At 71.5% G+C, this 18295-nt stretch carries 14 protein-coding genes, 1 pseudogene and 1 riboswitch; of the genes and pseudogenes, 7 read left to right on the top strand and 8 right to left on the bottom strand.

Features of this window, described 5'->3' with window-relative positions:
* Nucleotides 1–76: 76 nt before the first annotated feature.
* The 3 genes and pseudogenes from B073_RS0100810 to B073_RS38775 all read right to left on the bottom strand — a co-directional run bounded on the left by B073_RS0100810 (nt 77) and on the right by B073_RS38775 (nt 4546).
* The gene (locus B073_RS0100810) at nt 77–1138 is read right to left on the bottom strand and encodes a ribonucleotide-diphosphate reductase subunit beta (RefSeq protein WP_018536191.1); all 1062 of its coding nucleotides are present in this window, start codon (nt 1136–1138) and stop codon (nt 77–79) included.
* Nucleotides 1138–3543, bottom strand: coding sequence for a ribonucleoside-diphosphate reductase subunit alpha (locus B073_RS0100805; RefSeq protein WP_018536190.1), 2406 nt, complete (start codon nt 3541–3543; stop codon nt 1138–1140). Before B073_RS0100805 ends, B073_RS0100810 begins: the two co-directional genes overlap by 1 nt.
* Before the next feature lie 187 nt (nt 3544–3730).
* A riboswitch (cobalamin riboswitch) is annotated at nt 3731–3831 on the bottom strand.
* 205 nt (nt 3832–4036) lie between these two features.
* Nucleotides 4037–4546 (bottom strand): annotated as a pseudogene (locus B073_RS38775) (GNAT family N-acetyltransferase).
* 132 nt (nt 4547–4678) lie between these two features.
* On the opposite strand from B073_RS38775, the gene B073_RS38770 reads away from it, so the two are divergent.
* On the top strand, nt 4679–5395 hold the full coding sequence (locus B073_RS38770; RefSeq protein ID WP_018536187.1) for a Uma2 family endonuclease: 717 nt from the start codon (nt 4679–4681) through the stop codon (nt 5393–5395).
* Here the strand turns inward: B073_RS38770 and mctP are convergent.
* The 3 genes from mctP to B073_RS0100780 all read right to left on the bottom strand — a co-directional run bounded on the left by mctP (nt 5346) and on the right by B073_RS0100780 (nt 8223).
* Nucleotides 5346–7010, bottom strand: a complete 1665-nt coding sequence (gene mctP, locus B073_RS0100790; protein WP_018536186.1) for a monocarboxylate uptake permease MctP — start codon at nt 7008–7010, stop codon at nt 5346–5348. The genes B073_RS38770 and mctP overlap by 50 nt on opposite strands.
* Complete coding sequence (locus tag B073_RS0100785) at nt 7007–7267, bottom strand: DUF3311 domain-containing protein (protein WP_018536185.1); 261 nt, start codon at nt 7265–7267, stop codon at nt 7007–7009. The genes mctP and B073_RS0100785 overlap by 4 nt, the downstream gene beginning before the upstream one ends.
* 197 nt (nt 7268–7464) lie before the next feature.
* A complete protein-coding gene (locus B073_RS0100780) occupies nt 7465–8223 on the bottom strand; it encodes a GntR family transcriptional regulator (RefSeq protein WP_018536184.1) in 759 nt (252 codons plus the stop codon).
* 241 nt (nt 8224–8464) lie between these two features.
* Here B073_RS0100780 and B073_RS0100775 point away from each other — a divergent pair, with 241 nt between their 5' ends.
* From B073_RS0100775 to B073_RS0100760, 4 genes are all read left to right on the top strand, one after another.
* Nucleotides 8465–9730, top strand: coding sequence for an extracellular solute-binding protein (locus B073_RS0100775; RefSeq protein ID WP_037810630.1), 1266 nt, complete (start codon nt 8465–8467; stop codon nt 9728–9730).
* A gap of 184 nt (nt 9731–9914) precedes the next feature.
* The gene (locus B073_RS0100770; protein ID WP_018536182.1) at nt 9915–10898 is read left to right on the top strand and encodes a carbohydrate ABC transporter permease; all 984 of its coding nucleotides are present in this window, start codon (nt 9915–9917) and stop codon (nt 10896–10898) included.
* A complete protein-coding gene (locus B073_RS0100765) occupies nt 10895–11725 on the top strand; it encodes a carbohydrate ABC transporter permease (protein ID WP_018536181.1) in 831 nt (276 codons plus the stop codon). The genes B073_RS0100770 and B073_RS0100765 overlap by 4 nt, the downstream gene beginning before the upstream one ends.
* Before the next feature lie 3 nt (nt 11726–11728).
* Nucleotides 11729–13255 (top strand): glycoside hydrolase family 3 protein, encoded by a 1527-nt coding sequence (locus B073_RS0100760; protein ID WP_018536180.1) that lies wholly within the window; start codon nt 11729–11731, stop codon nt 13253–13255.
* Nucleotides 13256–13816: 561 nt separating this feature from the next.
* Here B073_RS0100760 and nagB read toward each other — a convergent pair.
* Both nagB and B073_RS0100750 read right to left on the bottom strand, forming a co-directional pair.
* Nucleotides 13817–14599 (bottom strand): glucosamine-6-phosphate deaminase, encoded by a 783-nt coding sequence (gene nagB, locus B073_RS0100755; RefSeq protein ID WP_018536179.1) that lies wholly within the window; start codon nt 14597–14599, stop codon nt 13817–13819.
* 216 nt (nt 14600–14815) lie between these two features.
* Nucleotides 14816–15589, bottom strand: coding sequence for an SDR family oxidoreductase (locus B073_RS0100750; RefSeq protein ID WP_018536178.1), 774 nt, complete (start codon nt 15587–15589; stop codon nt 14816–14818).
* A 139-nt stretch (nt 15590–15728) separates the two neighbouring features.
* Between B073_RS0100750 and B073_RS0100745 the strand changes: the two genes are divergently transcribed.
* Nucleotides 15729–16367 (top strand): TetR/AcrR family transcriptional regulator, encoded by a 639-nt coding sequence (locus tag B073_RS0100745; RefSeq protein ID WP_018536177.1) that lies wholly within the window; start codon nt 15729–15731, stop codon nt 16365–16367.
* A gap of 359 nt (nt 16368–16726) precedes the next feature.
* Entirely contained in the window at nt 16727–18199 is a 1473-nt protein-coding gene (locus tag B073_RS0100740) for a sensor histidine kinase (protein ID WP_018536176.1), read from the top strand.
* The last annotated feature ends 96 nt before the right edge of the window (nt 18200–18295 follow it).

The following is an 18295-nucleotide window of genomic DNA, read 5'->3' as shown; positions in this document are numbered from 1 at the left end:
GTTGCCGCTCCGGCCGCCCGCTAATCGAACGCTCACATTCGGCGGGCGGCCGGAACGGCAGGTCCGGCGGCCGGGATCAGAAGTCGTCGTCGAACGAGACCGAGCCCTCGACGGCGACCTGGTAGGCCGAGGCGCGCCGCTCGAAGAAGTTGGTCAGCTCCTGGACGTTCTGCAGCTCCATGAAGGAGAACGGGTTCTCCGAGCCGAAGACGGGCGGGAAGCCCAGGCGGCGCAGCCGCTGGTCGGCGACGCACTGGAGGTACTCGCGCATCGACTCGGTGTTCATGCCGGGCAGGCCGTCACCGCACAGGTCGCGGGCGAACTGCAGCTCGGCCTCCACCGCCTCCTTCAGCATGTCGGTGACCTGCTGCTGGAGCGCGTCGTCGAAGAGGTCGGGCTCCTCCTCGCGGACGGTGTCCACCACGGAGAAGGCGAACTCCATGTGCATCGACTCGTCGCGGAACACCCAGTTGGTGCCGGTGGCCAGGCCGTGCAGCAGGCCGCGCGACCGGAACCAGTAGACGTACGCGAAGGCGCCGTAGAAGAAGAGGCCCTCGATGCACGCCGCGAAGCAGATGAGGTTGAGCAGGAAGCGGCGGCGGTCGGCCTTGGACTCCAGGCGGTCCAGCTTGTCCACCGAGTCCATCCACGTGAAGCAGAACTCGGCCTTCTCCCTGATGGACGGGATGTTCTCCACGGCCGCGAAGGCGGCGGCCCGGTCGTCCGGGTCGGGGAGGTAGGTGTCCAGCAGCGTCAGATAGAACTGGACGTGCACCGCCTCCTCGAAGAGCTGCCGGCTCAGGTAGAGCCGCGCCTCGGGGGAGTTGATGTGCTTGTACAGCGTCAGCACCAGGTTGTTGGCGACGATCGAGTCGCCGGTGGCGAAGAACGCCACCAGGCGGCCGATGAGGTGCTGCTCGCCCGGGGAGAGCTTGGCGAGGTCGGCCACGTCGGAGTGGAGGTCGACCTCCTCCACGGTCCAGGTGTTCTTGATCGCGTCGCGGTAGCGGTCGTAGAAGTCCGGGTACCGCATGGGACGCAGGGTCAGCTCGAAGCCCGGGTCGAGGAGGTTCTTCTTGCCGTCGGTGGTGGCGGTGTGCGCGGCCGCGGCGTTCTTTTCGGGGGAGGGGTGGGACATTACTGGCATGCCTCGCAGGACTCGGGGTTTTCCAGGGAGCAGGCGACCGCCTCGGGATCGGTCACCGGAAGCTGCGCGGGAACGGACGCGGCGCGGGCGGACTGGGCGATCCGGGTCGCCGGCCGCGAGCGCAGGTAGTAGGTGGTCTTGATGCCGCGCTTCCAGGCGTAGGCGTACATCGAGCTGAGCTTGCCGATGGTCGGCTGTGCCATGAAGAGGTTGAGCGACTGGCTCTGGTCCAGGAACGGCGTGCGGTCCGCGGCCATGTCGATCAGGGCGCGCTGCGGGATCTCCCAGGCGGTGCGGTAGCGGTGCCGCACGTCCTCGGGGATCCAGGCCAGCTCCTGGACGGAGCCGTTGGCCTCGCGGAGCGCGTCCCGGGTCCGCGCGTCCCACAGGCCCAGCTCCTTGAGCTCCGCGATCAGGTACGCGTTGACCTGAAGGAACTCGCCGGACAGCGTCTCGCGCTTGAAGAGGTTGGAGACCTGCGGCTCGATGCACTCGTAGACGCCGGCGATCGAGGCGATGGTGGCCGTCGGCGCGATGGCCAGCAACAGGGAGTTGCGCATACCGGTCGTGGCGATACGGGTGCGCAGCGCCGCCCAGCGGTCCGCCCACCGCGGTTCGGCGTTCGGGTAGTGGTCGGGGTGCAGCACACCGCGCGCCGTGCGGGTCGCGGACCAGTTCTCGTGCGGGCCGTGCCGCTCGGCGAGGTCGGCGGACGCCTCGTAGGCGGCGAGCATGATCCGCTCGGAGATGCGCGTCGACAGCTCCCGGGCCTCGGCCGAGTCGAACGGCAGCCGCAGCCGGAAGAAGACGTCCTGCAGGCCCATCAGGCCCAGACCCACCGGCCGCCAGCGGGAGTTGGAGGCGGCTGCCTGCTCGGTCGGGTAGAAGTTGATGTCCACGACCCGGTCGAGGAAGGTCACCGCGGTGCGGACGGTGGCGTCCAGCTTCTCCCAGTCCATCGCGCCGTCGGCACCGAGGTGCGCCGCCAGGTTGACCGACCCCAGGTTGCAGACCGCGGTCTCCCCGTCGTCGGTGACCTCCAGGATCTCCGTGCACAGGTTGGAGGAGTGCACGACCCGGCCGGGCTCGGCGGTCTGGTTGGCGGTGCGGTTGGCGGCGTCCTTGAACGTCATCCAGCCGTTGCCGGTCTGCGCCAGGGTGCGCATCATCCGGGAGTACAGCACCCGCGCCGGCACCTGCTTGAGGGCCTTGCCCGCGGCCTCCGCGGCCCGGTAGGCGGCGTCGAACTCCGCGCCCCACAGGTCGACCAGCTCGGGCACGTCCGAGGGGGAGAACAGCGACCAGTCCGCGTCCGCCTCCACCCGGCGCATGAACTCGTCCGGGATCCAGTGCGCGATGTTGAGGTTGTGGGTCCGGCGGGCCTCCTCGCCGGTGTTGTCCCGCAGCTCCAGGAACTCCTCGATGTCGGCGTGCCAGGTCTCCAGGTAGACGCAGGCCGCGCCCTTGCGACGGCCACCCTGGTTGACCGCCGCCACCGACGCGTCCAGGGTGCGCAGGAACGGCACGATGCCGTTGGAGTGCCCGTTGGTGCCGCGGATCAGCGAACCGCGGGCGCGGATCCGGGAGTACGACAGCCCGATGCCGCCGGCGTGCTTGGAGAGCCGGGCCACCTGGTGGTAGCGGCCGTAGATGGAGTCCAGCTCGTCCAGCGGGGAGTCCAGCAGATAGCAGGAGGACATCTGCGGGTGGCGGGTGCCGGAGTTGAAGAGCGTGGGGGAGGACGGCAGGTAGGACAGCGTGCTGGTCAGCCGGTACAGCTCGGCGACGTCCGCGAGCGCCCGCGCGGAGTCGTCCTCGGCCAGACCGCAGGCCACCCGCAGCAGGAAGTGCTGGGGCGTCTCGATCACCTTGCGGGTGGTGGGGTGGCGCAGCAGATAGCGCGAGTGCAGGGTGCGCAGCCCGAAGTACCCGAACCGGTCGTCGGCGCCGGCCGCCAGCGCCCCGTCCACCAGCGCGTCCAGCTCCGCGGCGTGCGTGCCGGCGAACTCGGCGGTGCGGTCCGCGATCAGGCCCTCCTGGTGGCCGACCGCGATCGACGCGGAGAAGGAGGTGGCGCCCTGCCCGGCGGCCTCCTCGGCGATGGCGAGGGTGAGCAGGCGGGCCGCGAGCCGGGAGTACTGCGGCTCGTCACCGATCAGCCCGGCCGCGGCCTCGATGGCCAGCGACCGCAGTTCGGCCTCGTCGGACCCGGGGTGCCGGCCGCGCAGCGCGGCGGCGGCCACCTTGCCGGGGTCGGTCGCGGTCAGGTCCGCGGTCAGCTCGGTCAGCGTGCGCAGCAGGGCGACGCCCGGGCCGTCCTCGTGCGCGGGAGGCGTGGCCACCACGGGCTGCACGACCTCGGCGTCTGACGCGGGCTCCGTTGGCGCGATGGTCACCTGATGCTCTCCCTCACTCGGCGGGGGCCGGGAGGGGCGGTGGCGCGACGGGAGCCGTGCGGGCAAGGGGGCACCCCACGGCGAACCGGGGGTGCGCGGGCCGGCCGCGCGGCGTCCAGTCGGCCCACCCCTCGGGGCCCGGACGTATCGACGCCGCACCGATGGCGGTGCGGGCGTACCGTCGGCAGGTCCTCGGACTCGGGAGCGGGGCGCCGGGCACGTGGGGACGGCCCGTGGATCACGCTCACACACCGTTGCGGGACAGTTCCGGATTCGCACCGGATTCCCCTGCGGCGACAGCGAGGACGAGCATACATCTTGTGTCGCTCCCCGCGTGCACCCCCACATCTTGTGTCGCCGCCTCATATCATTCCCACAGATGTGCGAGGCCCCGACCTGCCGGAGGCCCCCCGGAACGCCTCTGGAGGGCCCTCACAGCGCCCCTGGCGGGACCTCGCAACGCCCCTGGACGGCTTGGCTCTTCGAACCCCCCTCAGGCCAGCTCGCGGGCGAACGCCCACAGGGTGAGCCCGGGGACCGGCTCCCAGTCCCGCCCGGCCGCCCGCGCGAACCCCAGCCGCCCGTACAGCCGGTGCGCCGGCAGCAGCTGCCGCTGGCTCGACAGCACCATGCCCCGCAGCCCCAGCGCCCGCGCCCGGTCCAGGCAGGCCCGCACCAGCGCCTCCCCGATGCCGCGCCCGCGCCCCTCGGGACGCACCGCCAGCATCCGGAACTCGCCCTCCCCGGGCCCGGCCAGCTCCGCGTACGGACTCCCGTGCGCCGCGAACGTCACCGCGCCCAGCACCGTCCCGTCCGTCCCGTCCACCCCGTCCGTGGCCACCAGCACCTCGGCGTGCGCCGCCCGGTGCGCCACGTTCCGCAGCACCGCCGCGTACGGATCGTCCCCGCCGCGCAGCAGTCCGTCGGCCAGATACACCTACGTCACCAACTCCCCGACCGTCGCGAACTCCGCCTGGCGTATGGGCCTGATCGTGATGTCCATGGGACCAGTGTGGCGTGGGCAACGGGCGTGTGCGGACGCGGTGTTGAGCGCGAACGCCACTGTCAGCGGCCGTCGTTATGGTCGGTGATGGCTGTTGTTCCATCCGCCCGCTCTCCGGAAGGAGGAGGTTCCATGCCCCCGCCCGCCGATCGGCCGCTGCGCACACCCACCGAGCAATTCGAGGAGACGGCCCGGATACACGCCCGCGAGGAGCAGGGCGCATGGCTGGAGTTCGTCAACGGGCGGACGAGGCCCAAGGCCCGGACGGACGGAAACCGCGGAATCGCCGTCGAGTGGCTGACGCGCGGCGCTCTCGCGCACCGTCCCGAGCTGTGGCTCCACCCGGCCCAGGGGCTCAAGGCGCAGCCGTGCCGCAGCGATCGGGTCCGGGCGGACGGCGCGCTCGCCCCCGGCGAAGCCTTCGCCCGCCAGGGCGAATGGGTGGACCCGGAGCCGGTGTTGATGGTGGCCGAGATCACGGCGTACGACCCGGAGACCGACCGGTGCTCCCGAGAGGAGAAGCCCGCCGTGTACGCGGCGACCGGTATCCCGGTCTATCTCCTGGTCGACCGGGAGGCGCGGGAGTCGATCGTCCGCAGTCGACCGCGCGGCGCGCGGTACGCGGAGGTCCGCACCGTGCCGTTCGGCGAGCGGCTCTTCCTTCCGTCTCCCGTGGGTATGGCGTTCGACACCCGGCGGCTGAAGGACTGCGCCCCCCGGCCGCGCGCGTCCCCGTACAGCGCAGGGCCGCCGCGTCCCGCAGGGGAGTGCGGCGGCCCTGTTCGTGGGCGGTGGAGCGTCAGTGCCCCGCCGGTGCCCCCGCCGTCGCCGGGGGCAGGTCGGCGGTGACGCCCTTGTCGCCGAGGTCGGCGGTGTAGTCGTCGGGGGAGGTCTCGTCGGTGCCCTCGGGGGCCTTGAGGGCCTTCAGGACGAGCGTCAGGACGACCGTCACCACGACGTTCAGGACGAAGGCGGTGAGGCCGATGTAGCCGATCTGGCCGATGCCGGGGATCTCCGCGCTGGAGCCGCCGAAGTGCTTCTGGGTCGGGCTGGCCACCCCGTATGCCGCGAGGGTGCCGTAGACCATGCCGAGCGCCCAGCCGGCCAGCAGCGCCCAGCGGTGGAACCAGCGGGTGAAGAGGCCGCCGACCAGTGCCGGCATGGTCTGCAGGATCCAGATGCCGCCCAGCAGCTGGAAGTTGATGGCGACGGTCTTGTCCATGGTGAGGACGAAGGCCAGCGCCCCGACCTTGACCAGGAGGGAGACCAGCTTGGCGACCTTGTGCTCCTGCTCGGGCGTGGCGCCCGGCTTGAGGAAGTCCTTGTAGACGTTCCGGGTGAAGAGGTTGGCGGCGGCGATCGACATGATCGCGGCCGGCACCAGCGCGCCGATGCCGATCGCGGCGAACGCCACGCCTGCGAACCAGCTGGGGAACATGTCCGCGAAGAGCTGCGGGATCGCCAGCTGTGCGTTGCCCCGGGTGTCCGTCCCGGCCTTGAGCGCCATGAAGCCGAGCAGCGCGAGGAAGCCCAGCATCAGGGAATAGAGCGGGAGGATGGTGGTGTTGCGGCGGATGACGTTGCGGCTGCGCGAGGAGAGCGTCGCGGTGATCGAGTGCGGGTACATGAACAGCGCCAGCGCCGAGCCGAGCGCCAGCGTGGCGTACGCCCACTGGGCGTTGGGGCCGCTGGTCAGTTCGCCGCGCGGTTTGCCGGTCGGCCCGTGCTGGGCCAGGGCCTTGCCGGCCGTGTGGAAGATCTCGCCGAAGCCGCCCAGCTTGATCGGGATGTAGATGATCGCCACCCCGATGACGAGGTAGATCAGCCCGTCCTTGACGAACGCGATCAGCGCCGGCGCCCGCAGCCCCGAGGAGTAGGTGTACGCGGCCAGCACCGCGAACGCGATCAGCAGCGGCAGGTCCTTGACGAACCAGTTGGCGTGCTCGCCGCCGCCGACGCCCATGACGTCCAGGACGGCCTGGATGCCGACGAGTTGGAGCGCGATGTACGGCATCGTGGCGAGCAGCCCGGTGAGCGCCACCGCCAGCGACAGGCCCTTGGAGCCGAAGCGGCCGCGGACGAAGTCGGAGGTGGTGACGTACCCGTGCCGGTGCGAGACCGACCACAGCCGGGGCAGGAAGGTGAAGATCAGCGGGTAGACCAGGATGGTGTACGGGACGGCGAAGAAGCCGGACGCGCCCGCCGTGTAGATCGCCGCCGGCACCGCCACGAACGTGTAGGCGGTGTAGAGGTCGCCGCCGAGCAGGAACCACGTGACCCAGGTGCCGAAGCTGCGCCCGCCCAGGCCCCATTCGTCGAGGTTGGCGGACTGCTCGGCGCGGCGCCAGCGCGCGGCCAGGAAGCCCATGACCGTGACGGCGAGGAAGAAGAAGACGAAGACGGCGAGGGTCACGCCGTTGACGCCCCGGGAGGCGGCGGCGAGGGTCGTGACGGAGGTCGTCATCGGGCCGCACCGCCCTTGCGGGCGCGCTGCTCACGCCGGACGAGCCGGTAGGCCAGGGACGTCAGCGCCGTCGAGATCAGCACCCACGCCATCTGGTACCAGTAGAAGAACGGGACCCCGATCAGCGTCGGCTCGATCCGCGCGTACGAACTCACCCACAGCATCGCGACGAACGGAGCGAGCAGACACAATCCGGCCACCACGCGTGTGGGGGTGACGACCGGTCTGCGGTCCGGTGGTGCGGCGTTCTCGGCCATGACCGTGGCTCCCGTCCCTGGTGAACTCGGTGAATTCCGGTGGGTGATCGGCTGGAAATCTAAGCCAGGGCCGTGGCACGCGTCACTAGCCGTCCGCATATCGGTACGACACCGTTGCCGTCGGTACGACACCTCTGCCGTGGGGGAGTTGGGCCGGCCCGGCGCCCGGACGGGCCCGGTGGGAGGGCGCGGGCGGCTCAGTCCGCCGGTCGCTGGAGGCGGGCGACGAACTTGTAGCGGTCGCCGCGGTAGACCGAGCGCACCCACTCCACCGGCCGTCCCTGGGCGTCCAGGGAGTGCCGGGAGAGCATCAGCATCGGCAGCCCGACGTCGGTGCCCAGCAGACCGGCCTCGCGCGGGGTGGCCAGCGAGGTCTCGATGGTCTCCTCGGCCTCGGCCAGCCGCACGTCGTAGACCTCGGCCAGCGCGGTGTACAGGGACGTGTACTTGACGAGGTTGCGGCGGAGCGCGGGGAACCGCCGGGCCGACAGATGGGTGGTCTCGATCGCCATCGGCTCGCCGCTGGCCAGCCGCAGCCGCTCGATGCGCAGCACCCGGCCGCCGGCGGCGATGTCCAGCAGCCCGGCCAGCCGGTCGTCGGCGGTGACGTAGCCGATGTCCAGCAGCTGGGAGGTCGGCTCCAGGCCCTGGGCCCGCATGTCCTCCGTGTAGGAGGTCAGTTGCAGCGCCTGGGAGACCTTGGGCTTGGCGACGAAGGTGCCCTTGCCCTGGATGCGCTCCAGGCGGCCCTCGACGACCAGTTCCTGGAGGGCCTGGCGCACCGTGGTGCGGGAGGTGTCGAACTCCGCGGCGAGGGTGCGCTCGGGCGGCACCGGGGTGCCCGGCGGCAGGGTCTCGGTGATCTCCAGCAAATGCCGCTTGAGCCGGTAGTACTTGGGCACCCGGGCGGTCCGTGCGCCGCCGCCGTTCTCGGCGCTGCCCGCCTCGGTGTCCATGACCCGCCTCTCCGATGCCTGTCGTGCTGCCGTCACCGGCTCCTCCGTACGTAGCGGCTCACATCGTGGCACGGACGGGATGCCCATGCGCCGGCGCGGGTCCCGGCCCGTCAGATGTCGGTCCGGTAACGGACCTGACAGCGACTCTTATACACCCTTGACACCCCTAAAGGTCTAGGCCAAGCTGCGAGAACTGGTCTAAACCATTAAAGCCAAACCCGTCCTCGAGGGGGAGAGCGCGATGAAGCGTGGGCTCATAGCGGCGACCGCGGTCGCGGGAATGCTGGTGAGTGTCGCTGCCTGTGGGTCGAGCAGCGGAAATGCGGGTGCCGACGGTTTCAAGGGAAAGAAGCTGACCGTCTGGGTGATGTCCGGATCCAATCCGGCGCAATGGACGAAGCAGGTCTCCGAGCAATTCCAGAAGAAGACCGGCGCCACCGTGGAATTCAAGGTCCAGCAGTGGAACGGCATTCAGCAGAAACTGAGCACCGCGCTCTCCGAGGACACCCCGCCGGACGTCGTCGAGATCGGCAACACCCAGACCGCCGCCTACGCCAAGGCCGGTGCCCTGGCCGACCTCGGCGACCTGAAGAAGGAGATCGGCGCCGACTGGAACGACGCCTTCAACAAGGCCGCGACGGTGGACGGAAAGCAGTACGCGCTGCCGTGGTTCGCCGGCAACCGCGTGGTGATGTACAACAAGAAGATCTGGGCGAAGGCCGGTATCACCAAGACCCCGGCCACCCGCGCCGAGCTGTTCCACGACTTCGAGGCCATCAAGCAGAAGACCGACGCCGAGCCGCTCTACCTGCCCGGCCAGAACTGGTACTTCCTCGACGGCCTGACCATCGGCACCGGCGCCCAGCTGGTGAAGAAGGAAGGCGGCAAGTGGGTTTCCAATTTCGGTGACCCCAAGGTCGCCAAGGCCATGGACATCTACCGGCAGTACCAGGCGTTCAGCACCGCCCCGAAGAACAAGGACGAGGCCACCCCGCAGCAGGCCGAGATCTTCGCCAAGGGGAAGACCGGCGCCCTCATCGCCATGGGATACGAGGCCGCCACCGCCATCAAGACCAATCCGGCCATCAAGGACGACATCGGCTTCTTCACCATTCCGGGGGAGAGTGCCGGAAAGCCCGAGGGTGTCTTCCTCGGCGGCTCCAACTTCGCGGTCGCCGGAATGGGCAAGAACCAGGAACTCGCCAAGGAATTCCTCAAGGTCGCGCTCTCCAAGGACAACGACGCCCAGATGGTCAGGGAAGCCGGCTGGACGCCCAAGTCCCCGGCCCTGACCGGCGCCGCCAAGGGCAACCCGGCCGCCACGGCCGCCGCCCCGGCGGCCGAGAAGTCCGGCGGCACCACCCCGCTGATCCCGCAGTGGGCCGCGGTGGAGAACGTGCCCAACCCGATCAAGAACTACATGACCGCGGTCCTGAACGGTAAGGCCCCGGCCGACGCCGCCAAGGACATCGAGTCCGAGCTCAACGCCCGGCTCGCCAAGCAGTAGCCGGCCACCGGACGCGTACGGGCCCGGCCGGGCCGCCCGGCCCCCGCCCGTACGCCCGGACACCGGCCGCGGCCGCCGGCACCGCGCCGGGCCGGCACCGCGCCGGGCCGGCACCCCGCGGGGCCGGCGGCCGCCTCCACACGCACCACAGGCGCAACCACGGGAACGAGGGGACCACACGCTCATGGCAGTGCAGCTCGACGAAGCGGCGGGGAGGACCGCGCCGCGGACCGGCAAGGGCGGCGCACCGCCCGCCCGGCGCGGCCCCGGCGCCCGGCGGGCCGCCCGCGGCGCGCCCTACCTGCTGCTGCTCCCGGCCCTGCTCGCCACCGCGGTCTTCCTCGGCTGGCCCCTCGTCCGCAACCTGGTGCTCTCCTTCCAGAACCTCAACATGAAGGAGCTGATCCAGCACCTCACCGACTGGCAGGGGCTGGGCAACTACCAGGAGGTCCTGGGCAGCGGGCAGTTCTGGCGGGTCACCGTCCGCACCATCGCCTTCACCGCCGTCAACGTCGTCCTGATCATGGTGCTCGGCACCCTGCTCGGACTGCTGCTGGCCCGGCTCGGCACGAAGATGCGCCTGGTGCTGTCGGTGGCGCTGGTGCTGGCCTGGGCGATGCCGTCGATCGCCGCCACCACCGTCTTCCAGTGGCTCTTCGACTCCCGCTACGGCGTCGTCAACTGGCTGCTGGACAACCTCGGTTGGCACTCCATGGCCCGCTACGACTGGGTCGGCACGCAGCTGTCCACCTTCTTCGTCATCACCGTCCTGATCGTCTGGCAGTCGCTGCCGTTCGTGGCCCTCAACCTCTACGCGGCCACCACGACGATCCCCAAGGAGCTCTACGAGGCGGCCCGTATGGACGGCGCCGGCACCTGGAAGATCTTCACCTCCGTCACCTTCCCCTTCCTGCGGCCCTTCTTCCTGGCCACGACGTTCCTCGAAGTCATCTGGGTCTTCAAGGCGTTCCCGCAGATCTTCGCCATCAACCAGGGCGGCCCCGACCGGCTCACCGAGACGCTGCCGATCTACGCCTTCACCGAGGGCGTCGGCAACCTCCACTTCGGGATGGGCGCCGCGATCTCCGTCCTGACCATCGTCGTGCTGCTCGCCCTCACCGCGTACTACCTGCGCCTGACGCTCAAGCAAGAGGAGGACGCGCTGTGAAGCGCTCACTCGCCGGCCGGATCTGGCCCAACGCGACCGCCGCCGTCCTCGCGCTGCTCTTCGTCTTCCCCGTGTACTGGATGTTCGCCACGGCCTTCAAACCGGCCCGGGACATCCTCAGCGAGGACCCGGTGTGGGTCCCCTTCCACGGCACCCTCGAACACTTCGCGACCGCGGTGAACGCCCCCGACTTCTGGCGGCTGGTGGGGAACTCCGTCCTGGTGACCGTGCTCGCCGTCGGACTGTCGCTGGTGATCGCGCTGTGCGGCGCGTTCGCCCTGGCCCGGATGCGCTTCAAGGGCCGCAAAGGCATCCTGCTGACCTTCATGGTCGCCCAGATGGCACCCTGGGAGGTCATGGTCATCTCGATCTACCTGATCGTCCGGGACGCCGACCTGCTCAACAGCCTGCTGCCGCTCACCTTCTTCTACATGCTGATGGTGCTCCCCTTCACCCTCCTGACGCTGCGCGGCTATGTCGCCGCCGTCCCCAAGGAGCTGGAGGAGTCCGCGATGGTCGACGGCTGCTCGCGCCGCCAGGCGTTCGTCAGGGTCGTCCTGCCGCTGCTGGCCCCCGGCCTGATGGCCACCTCCCTCTTCGGCTTCATCACCGCCTGGAACGAGTTCCCGCTCGTGCTGGTGCTCAACAAGGAACCCGGCACCGGCACCCTGCCGCTGTGGCTCTCGCAGTTCCAGACGCAGTTCGGCGACGACTGGGGCGCCACCATGGCCGCCGCCTCCCTCTTCGCCCTCCCGATCCTCGTCCTCTTCCTGTTCCTGCAGCGCAAGGCCGTCGGCGGTCTCACCTCCGGCGCAGTGAAGGGATAGCCCATGGCCACCGTCGTCCGCTCCGCCGACACCCTCACCCGGGACGCGCTCGCCGTCCTCCAGCCCGGCTTCACCGGCACCACCGCACCGGACTGGCTGCTGCGCCGCCTCGACGAGGGCCTGGCGACCGTCGCCCTCTTCGGCCGCAATGTGCACACCCCCGCCCAACTCGCCACGCTCACCGGACAGTTGCGCGCGATCCGCGAGGACCTGCTGATCGCCATCGACGAGGAGGGCGGCGACGTCACCCGCCTCGAAGTGCGCGGCGGCTCCTCCTTCCCCGGCAACCTCGCGCTCGGTGCCGTCGACGACACCCGGCTGACCCGCGACGTCGCCCGCGAACTCGGCCGCCGGCTGGCCGACTGCGGCATCAACGTCAACTGGGCGCCCTCCGCCGACGTCAACTCCAACCCCGCCAACCCCGTCATCGGCGTCCGCTCCTTCGGCGCCGACCCCGAACTCGTCGCCCGGCACACCGCCGCCTACGTCGAGGGGCTGCAGTCCGCCGGCGTCGCCGCCTGCACCAAGCACTTCCCCGGCCACGGCGACACCGCCACCGACTCCCACCACGACCTCCCCCGCATCAACGCCGACCTGGCGACCCTTCAGGAACGCGAACTGGTGCCGTTCCGCGCCGCGGTGGCCGCCGGCACCCGCGCCGTGATGAGCGCCCACATCCTGCTGCCCGCCCTGGACGCCGAACGCCCCGCCACACTCAGCCCGGCCGCCCTGCACGGCCTGCTGCGCGCCCCCGTCACCGAGGGCGGCCTCGGTTTCGACGGCCTGATCATCACCGACGGCATGGAGATGCGGGCGATCTCCGCCACCTACGGCCTCGCCCGCGGCAGCGTCCTGGCCCTCGCGGCCGGGGCCGACGCGATCTGCGTCGGCGGCGGCCTGGCCGACGAGGGCACCGTGCTGCGGCTCCGCGACGCCCTGGTGCACGCCGTCCGGGAGGGCGAACTGCCCGAGGAACGGCTCGCCGACGCCGCGTCCCGCGTCCGCACCCTGGCCCGGTGGACCCGGAACGCCGCCACGGGGGAGGGCGCCGCGCCGGCCCCCGGAATCGGCCTGACCGCCGCCCGCCGCGCCCTCCGGCTGACCTCCACCACCCCGCACGAGCCGCTCACCGGCCCCGTGTACGTGGCCGCCTTCACCCCCCTCGCCAACATCGCCGTCGGGGACGAAACCCCCTGGGGCGTCGCCGCCGAACTGACCCGGCTCCTCCCCGGCACCCGGACCGCCGCCTACACGGCCGAGGACGCCGGGGCCGGCCCCCGCGCCCTCGTCGACACCCTGCTCACCACCGCCGGCGACCGCCCCGTCGTGGCCGTCGTCCGCGACCTGCACCGCCACCCGTGGATGGCCGACGCCCTGCACACCCTGCTGGCCGCCCGCCCCCGCACCGCCGTCGTCGAGATGGGCGTCCCCCAGGCCCCGCCCCAGGGCACCCCGCACCTCGCCACCCACGGCGCCGCCCGCGTCTGCGCCCAGGCCGCAGCAGAAGCCCTCACGGGCCAGGCGCCATAGGCGACGAACCGCCTCCGGCACCCCTGCCGACGCTTCCCCCGACATCAGATCCCGCCCGGACGGACTGCCCTCCGGCCCCTCGGCCCCCGCCCCGAGGGGCCGGCCCGCAACGTCAACTCCCCGCCCGGGCGGGCCAGTCCTCCGGCCTCGGTACCAGCCCCGTACGGGCCGGCCCGCAACACCAACTACCCGCCCGGAGGGGGACTGCCCTCCGGCCTCGGCCCCGCCCCGAGGGGCCGGCCCTTAGCCGTCGGCTGCCCGCCCCGGCAGAGCAGCAGCCCCCGACGCCGGCTCCCTGCCCGCGAAGGGGAACCCGATGAGGGCAGCCCCGAAGGGCAAGGCAGTCCCCGAAGGGCAGGGCAGCCCCCCGAGGCGGGCAACCACCCCCCCCGACAGGCAGCCGTTCCGGCGGGCCGTGCGTCCGCACCGGCTGCCCCCGACGGGCGTCGCGCCATGGCTGCGGGGCGCCGCCCGGCGGGGCGGGGCGACGAGGGCCCGCACCCGCGCCGCTCCCGCCAGGGCCCGGCACCGGTACGGGCCCTCGGGCCGCGGCGTCTCCCGTCAGAGCCCCTGCCACGCCGGCTTGGCGGCGTAGGTCGCGCGGAAGTACTCGGCCAGCTTCAGCTTGGAGGCCGCGGCCTCGTCGACGACCACCGTCGCATGCGGGTGGAGCTGCAGCGCCGAGGCCGGGACCAGCGCGGCGACCGGGCCCTCCACGGCCTGGGCCACGGCGTCGGCCTTGCCCTCGCCCGTGGCGAGCAGCACCAGATGGCGGGCCTCCAGGATGGTGCCGATGCCCTGGGTGATGACGTGCTGCGGTACCTCCTCCGGGCTGTCGAAGAAGCGGGCGTTGTCCTCCCGGGTCTGCCGGGTGAGGGTCTTGATGCGGGTCCGCGAAGCCAGCGACGAGCAGGGCTCGTTGAAGCCGATGTGCCCGTCGGTGCCGATGCCGAGCAGCTGGAGGTCCACCCCGCCGGCGTCGCGCAGCGCACTGTCGTACGCCTCGCAGGCGGCCTGGACGTCCTCCGCCGTGCCGTCCGGACCCATGAACGCGCTCTGGTCGAGCCCCAGCGGCTCCACCACCTCGCGCAGCACCACCGAGCGATACGACTCGGGGTGCCCGGCGGGCAGGCCCACATACTCGTCGAGCTGGCAGATCCGGGCCCGCGAGGCGTCCACCGCACCGGCCCGGACCTTCGCCGCCAGGGCCTCGTAGACGGGCAGCGGGGTCGAGCCGGTGGCCACGCCGAGCAGCGCCTCGGGCTTGCGGCGCACCAGGGCGGCGATGGCCTCCGCGATGAGCTCGCCGCCTGCGGCGGCGTCCGGGACGATGACAACTTCCACGCTTGGCCTGCCGTTCTGAAGAATGGGCTATGTGGTATAGACCAATCTAGCAGAGGCGGGCATACGCCACCCCGTGGCACCGCTGAACAAAAACGCACGTTTTCCCCACCGCACCCCGTCGCCCCGATGACCGGGCCAATGACCGGGCCGGTGACCGAGCGCGCCTGGTCCGGTGCGGGCGCCCGCATCGGGACCCGCCGGCGGGATGCCGCCCCGTCAGAGCAGCGCGCCGCCGCTGCCGTCTATCCACTGGCCCGTCACCCACCGGCTGTCGTCCGAGGCGAGGAACGCCACGATGTCGCCGATGTCGGTCGGGTCCGCCACCCGCCCCAGCGGGGAGCGCGCGCCGGTCGCCGTGCGCGCCGCGGCGTTGTCCTCGCCGCGCAGCCAGGCGGCGTTCATATCGGTGTCGACCGCGCCGGGGGCCACGGTGTTGACCGTGATGCCGCGGGGGCCGAGCTCCAGCGCCAGCGAACGGGTCAGCACGTCGACCCCGCCCTTGGACATCGCATAGGCGAGCAGGTCGGACTTGGCGGCGGTCTGCGTCAGTCCGGTGGAGACATTGACGATCCGTCCGCCGTCCCGCAGCCGGGACAGCCCCTGCTGGATCACGAAGAACGGCGCGGTGGCGTTGACCGCGAAGAGGTGCTCGAGGTCGTCGCGCGTGATCTCGCCGAAGGGGCGCAGCGTGCCGTCCAGCGCCTTGTTGATCCCGGCGTTGTTCACCAGGATGTCCAGTCCGTCGGCCTGTTCGTCGAACGCGGCCCACAGCGTCTCGGCGTCCCCGGGCACCCCCAGCTCCGCGCGCAGCGTGAACGCCTCGCCGCCCGCCGCCTCGATCGCCGTGACCGTCTCCTTCGCCGCCGTCGCATCGCTCCCGTAGTGCACGCCGACCCGTGCCCCGTCCCGTCCCAGCCGCTCCGAGATCGCCCGGCCGATTCCCCGGCCGCCGCCCGTCACCAGCGCCGTCCTGCCGCTCAGTGCACCCATCGCGAACCCTCCCCTTCGTCTGTGCGCCCGTGCGTCCGATCCGCACGCGCACTCGGTCGTCCGGCGAGCCATTTCTGTAGTGCTCGCTACAGAAAAACCGTAGCACGCGTTTCTTATCGACCGCTATAGAATTCACTCCATGGTGGCCAAGGAGACCAAGCAGCGCGGCCGGCCCCGGGCGTTCGACCGGGAGACGGCCTTGGAGAAGGCGATCCGCTCCTTCTGGGAGCACGGCTACGAATGCACGTCCATCGCCGACCTCACCCGTGAGATGGGGATCAGCGCCCCCAGCCTCTACGCCGCCTTCGGCGACAAGCGGGCCCTGTTCGACGAGGCGATCGCCGTGTACGGACAGCTGTATGGCGGCTTCATCTCCCGCGCGCTGGCCGAGGAGCCGACCGCCCGCCGCGGCGTCGAGCGGGCCCTGCGCGAGGCCGCGGCCGAGTACACCGTCCCGGACCGCCCGCGTGGCTGCATGGTCATCAGTGCCGCACTCAACACCGGGCCCGCCTCCGCCGAGGTCGCCGCGTCCCTGCGGGAGAAGCGGCAGGCCAACGTCCGGGAGATCGCGCAGGCGATCCGCGCCGACATCGCCGCCGGCCGGCTCCCCGTCGACGCGGACGCCACGGCGCTCGCCGAGTACGTGAGCGCGATCCTCGCGGGGATGTCGCAGTCCGCCCGGGACGGCACGGACCGCGCGACGCTGGAGGCGGTCGCCGAACTGGCGATGCACGCCTGGCCGTCCAAGGGGGAGGCGTCCAGGGCGGCGGCCCCGTAGGGGAAGCCCCCGAAACACCCGCGGGCCGCGGCGCCGGGACAGGACCCTCAACCTGTCCGGCACCGCAGCCCGGAGCTGACATCGGCCGGCCCCGTACTACGGGCGGGAGGTGCCCCCTGTGCGGTCGGGGGCACGGCCCCGCCCCGGGACCGGTCGATCGGAGGCCCGGGCGCAGTCAGGGCAGAGAGCGCCGTGGGCCTCGATCCGCCCTCCTGTGCGGGGAGAGCGGAAGCTTCTGCACTCCGGTTCCTCCCGGAGTGTGCCGCACCCCACATTCTGGACTAGACCATTCTTCTCTGTCCATGGCCGTGCAGGCACAACACATACCGTACGCCGGTAGGCTCCGAGGTGTGCCCTCGATGAACGATCTCGTACGCCAGCACGCCGCCCTGAGCGACTCCGACCTGGAGTGGCTCCATCTGCTGGTCTCGGAGTGGCAGCTGCTCTCCGACCTCTCCTTCGCCGACCTCGTCCTGTGGGTCCCCACCCTCGACGGCACCCGTTATGTCTCGGTCGCCCAGATGCGCCCCAACACCGGACCGACCTCCTACCAGGACGACATGGTCGGCCACCTCGTCCCCCGGGGCCGCCGCCCGATGCTGGACTCCGCCCTGGACGAGGGCCGCATCGTGCGCGAGGGCGACCCGGAGTGGCGCGAGGAGGTGCCGGTGCGGGTCGAGTCCATCCCGGTCCGCCGCGAGGGCCGGGTGCTCGGGGTGATCGCCCGCAACACCAATCTGCTGACCGTGCGGACCCCCAGCCGGCTGGAGCTCACCTACCTCCAGAGCGCCTCCGACCTGGCCCAGATGATCGCCGCCGGAACGTTTCCCTTCCCCGGCCAGCAGGTCGACATGGACGCCTCACCGCGCGCCGGCGACGGCCTGATCCGGCTCGACGCCGACGGCGTCGTCCAGTACGCCAGCCCCAACGCGCTCTCCGCCTACCACCGGCTCGGCCTCGCCGCCGACCTCGTCGGCCACCACCTCGGCCAGGCCACCGCCGAACTCGCCCCGGCCCGCGGCCCGGTGGACGAGGCACTGGTCAAACTGGCCAGCGGCTGGGCCCCGCGGGAATTCGAGGTCGAGGGAAACGACGGGGTGATCCAATTGCGGGCCATCCCCCTCAAACCCAAGGGCACGCATATCGGTTCGCTGGTTCTGCTGCGCGATGTGACCGAACTGCGGCGCCGCGAGCGGGAACTGATCACAAAGGACGCCACCATCCGGGAAATCCACCACCGGGTGAAGAACAATCTCCAGACCGTCGCCGCCCTGCTGCGGCTGCAGTCCCGCCGGATGGAATCCGCGCGGGGCCGCGAGGCACTCGACGAGGCCGTGCGCCGGGTCGGCTCGATCGCGATCGTGCACGAGACGCTCTCCCAGACGCTCGACGAACGCGTGGAGTTCGACGAGATCGCCGACCGGGTGCTCGCCATGGTCGCGGAGATCGCCCCGGGCAAGGTGACCCCCCGCCGTACCGGACGCTTCGGCATCCTGGACGCCGAGGTGGCCACCCCGCTGTCGATGGTGCTCACGGAGGTACTGCAGAACGCCCTGGAGCACGCCTTCGAGCAGGAGCAGCACGGCACGGTCGAGGTCGCCGCGGTCCGCGGCGGCAGCCGCACCGAGCCCCGGCTGCTGGTCACCGTCCAGGACAACGGCCGCGGCCTGCCCGAGGGTTTCGATCCGCACCGCGCCGGCAACCTGGGCCTGCAGATCGTACGGACCCTGGTGGAAGGGGAGTTGGGCGGCACGTTCGACATGGTCCGCCGCCCCGAGGGCGGCACCCGGGTGCTCCTCGACATCCCCGTACGCGCCGAGAAACAGCACTAGGGCGTTGCCCTGAGGGCCAGGGGCCAGGGGCCGCCCGCCGGGCGGGGTCCGGGAGGGCCCCGGACAGCAACAAGCCCCGGACCGACTTCGGTCCGG

The sequence above is a fragment of the Streptomyces sp. MspMP-M5 genome (genome assembly GCF_000373585.1).
Taxonomy (GTDB): Bacteria; Actinomycetota; Actinomycetes; order Streptomycetales; family Streptomycetaceae; genus Streptomyces.
The sequence above is the reverse complement of the archived record's forward strand: the minus strand, read 5'-3'. Positions and strand labels throughout refer to the sequence as shown.

Bases quoted from the DNA above. Each gene is read 5' to 3' on its own strand.
- B073_RS0100810 (WP_018536191.1), bottom strand. From the start codon at position 1,138: ATGTCCCACCCCTCCCCCGAAAAGAACGCCGCGGCCGCGCACACCGCC.
- B073_RS38770 (WP_018536187.1), top strand. From the start codon at position 4,679: ATGCCCCCGCCCGCCGATCGGCCGCTGCGCACACCCACCGAGCAATTC.
- mctP (WP_018536186.1), bottom strand. From the start codon at position 7,010: ATGACGACCTCCGTCACGACCCTCGCCGCCGCCTCCCGGGGCGTCAAC.
- B073_RS0100785 (WP_018536185.1), bottom strand. From the start codon at position 7,267: ATGGCCGAGAACGCCGCACCACCGGACCGCAGACCGGTCGTCACCCCC.
- B073_RS0100780 (WP_018536184.1), bottom strand. From the start codon at position 8,223: ATGGACACCGAGGCGGGCAGCGCCGAGAACGGCGGCGGCGCACGGACC.
- B073_RS0100775 (WP_037810630.1), top strand. From the start codon at position 8,465: ATGAAGCGTGGGCTCATAGCGGCGACCGCGGTCGCGGGAATGCTGGTG.
- B073_RS0100770 (WP_018536182.1), top strand. From the start codon at position 9,915: ATGGCAGTGCAGCTCGACGAAGCGGCGGGGAGGACCGCGCCGCGGACC.
- B073_RS0100760 (WP_018536180.1), top strand. From the start codon at position 11,729: ATGGCCACCGTCGTCCGCTCCGCCGACACCCTCACCCGGGACGCGCTC.
- B073_RS0100750 (WP_018536178.1), bottom strand. From the start codon at position 15,589: ATGGGTGCACTGAGCGGCAGGACGGCGCTGGTGACGGGCGGCGGCCGG.
- B073_RS0100745 (WP_018536177.1), top strand. From the start codon at position 15,729: ATGGTGGCCAAGGAGACCAAGCAGCGCGGCCGGCCCCGGGCGTTCGAC.
- B073_RS0100740 (WP_018536176.1), top strand. From the start codon at position 16,727: ATGAACGATCTCGTACGCCAGCACGCCGCCCTGAGCGACTCCGACCTG.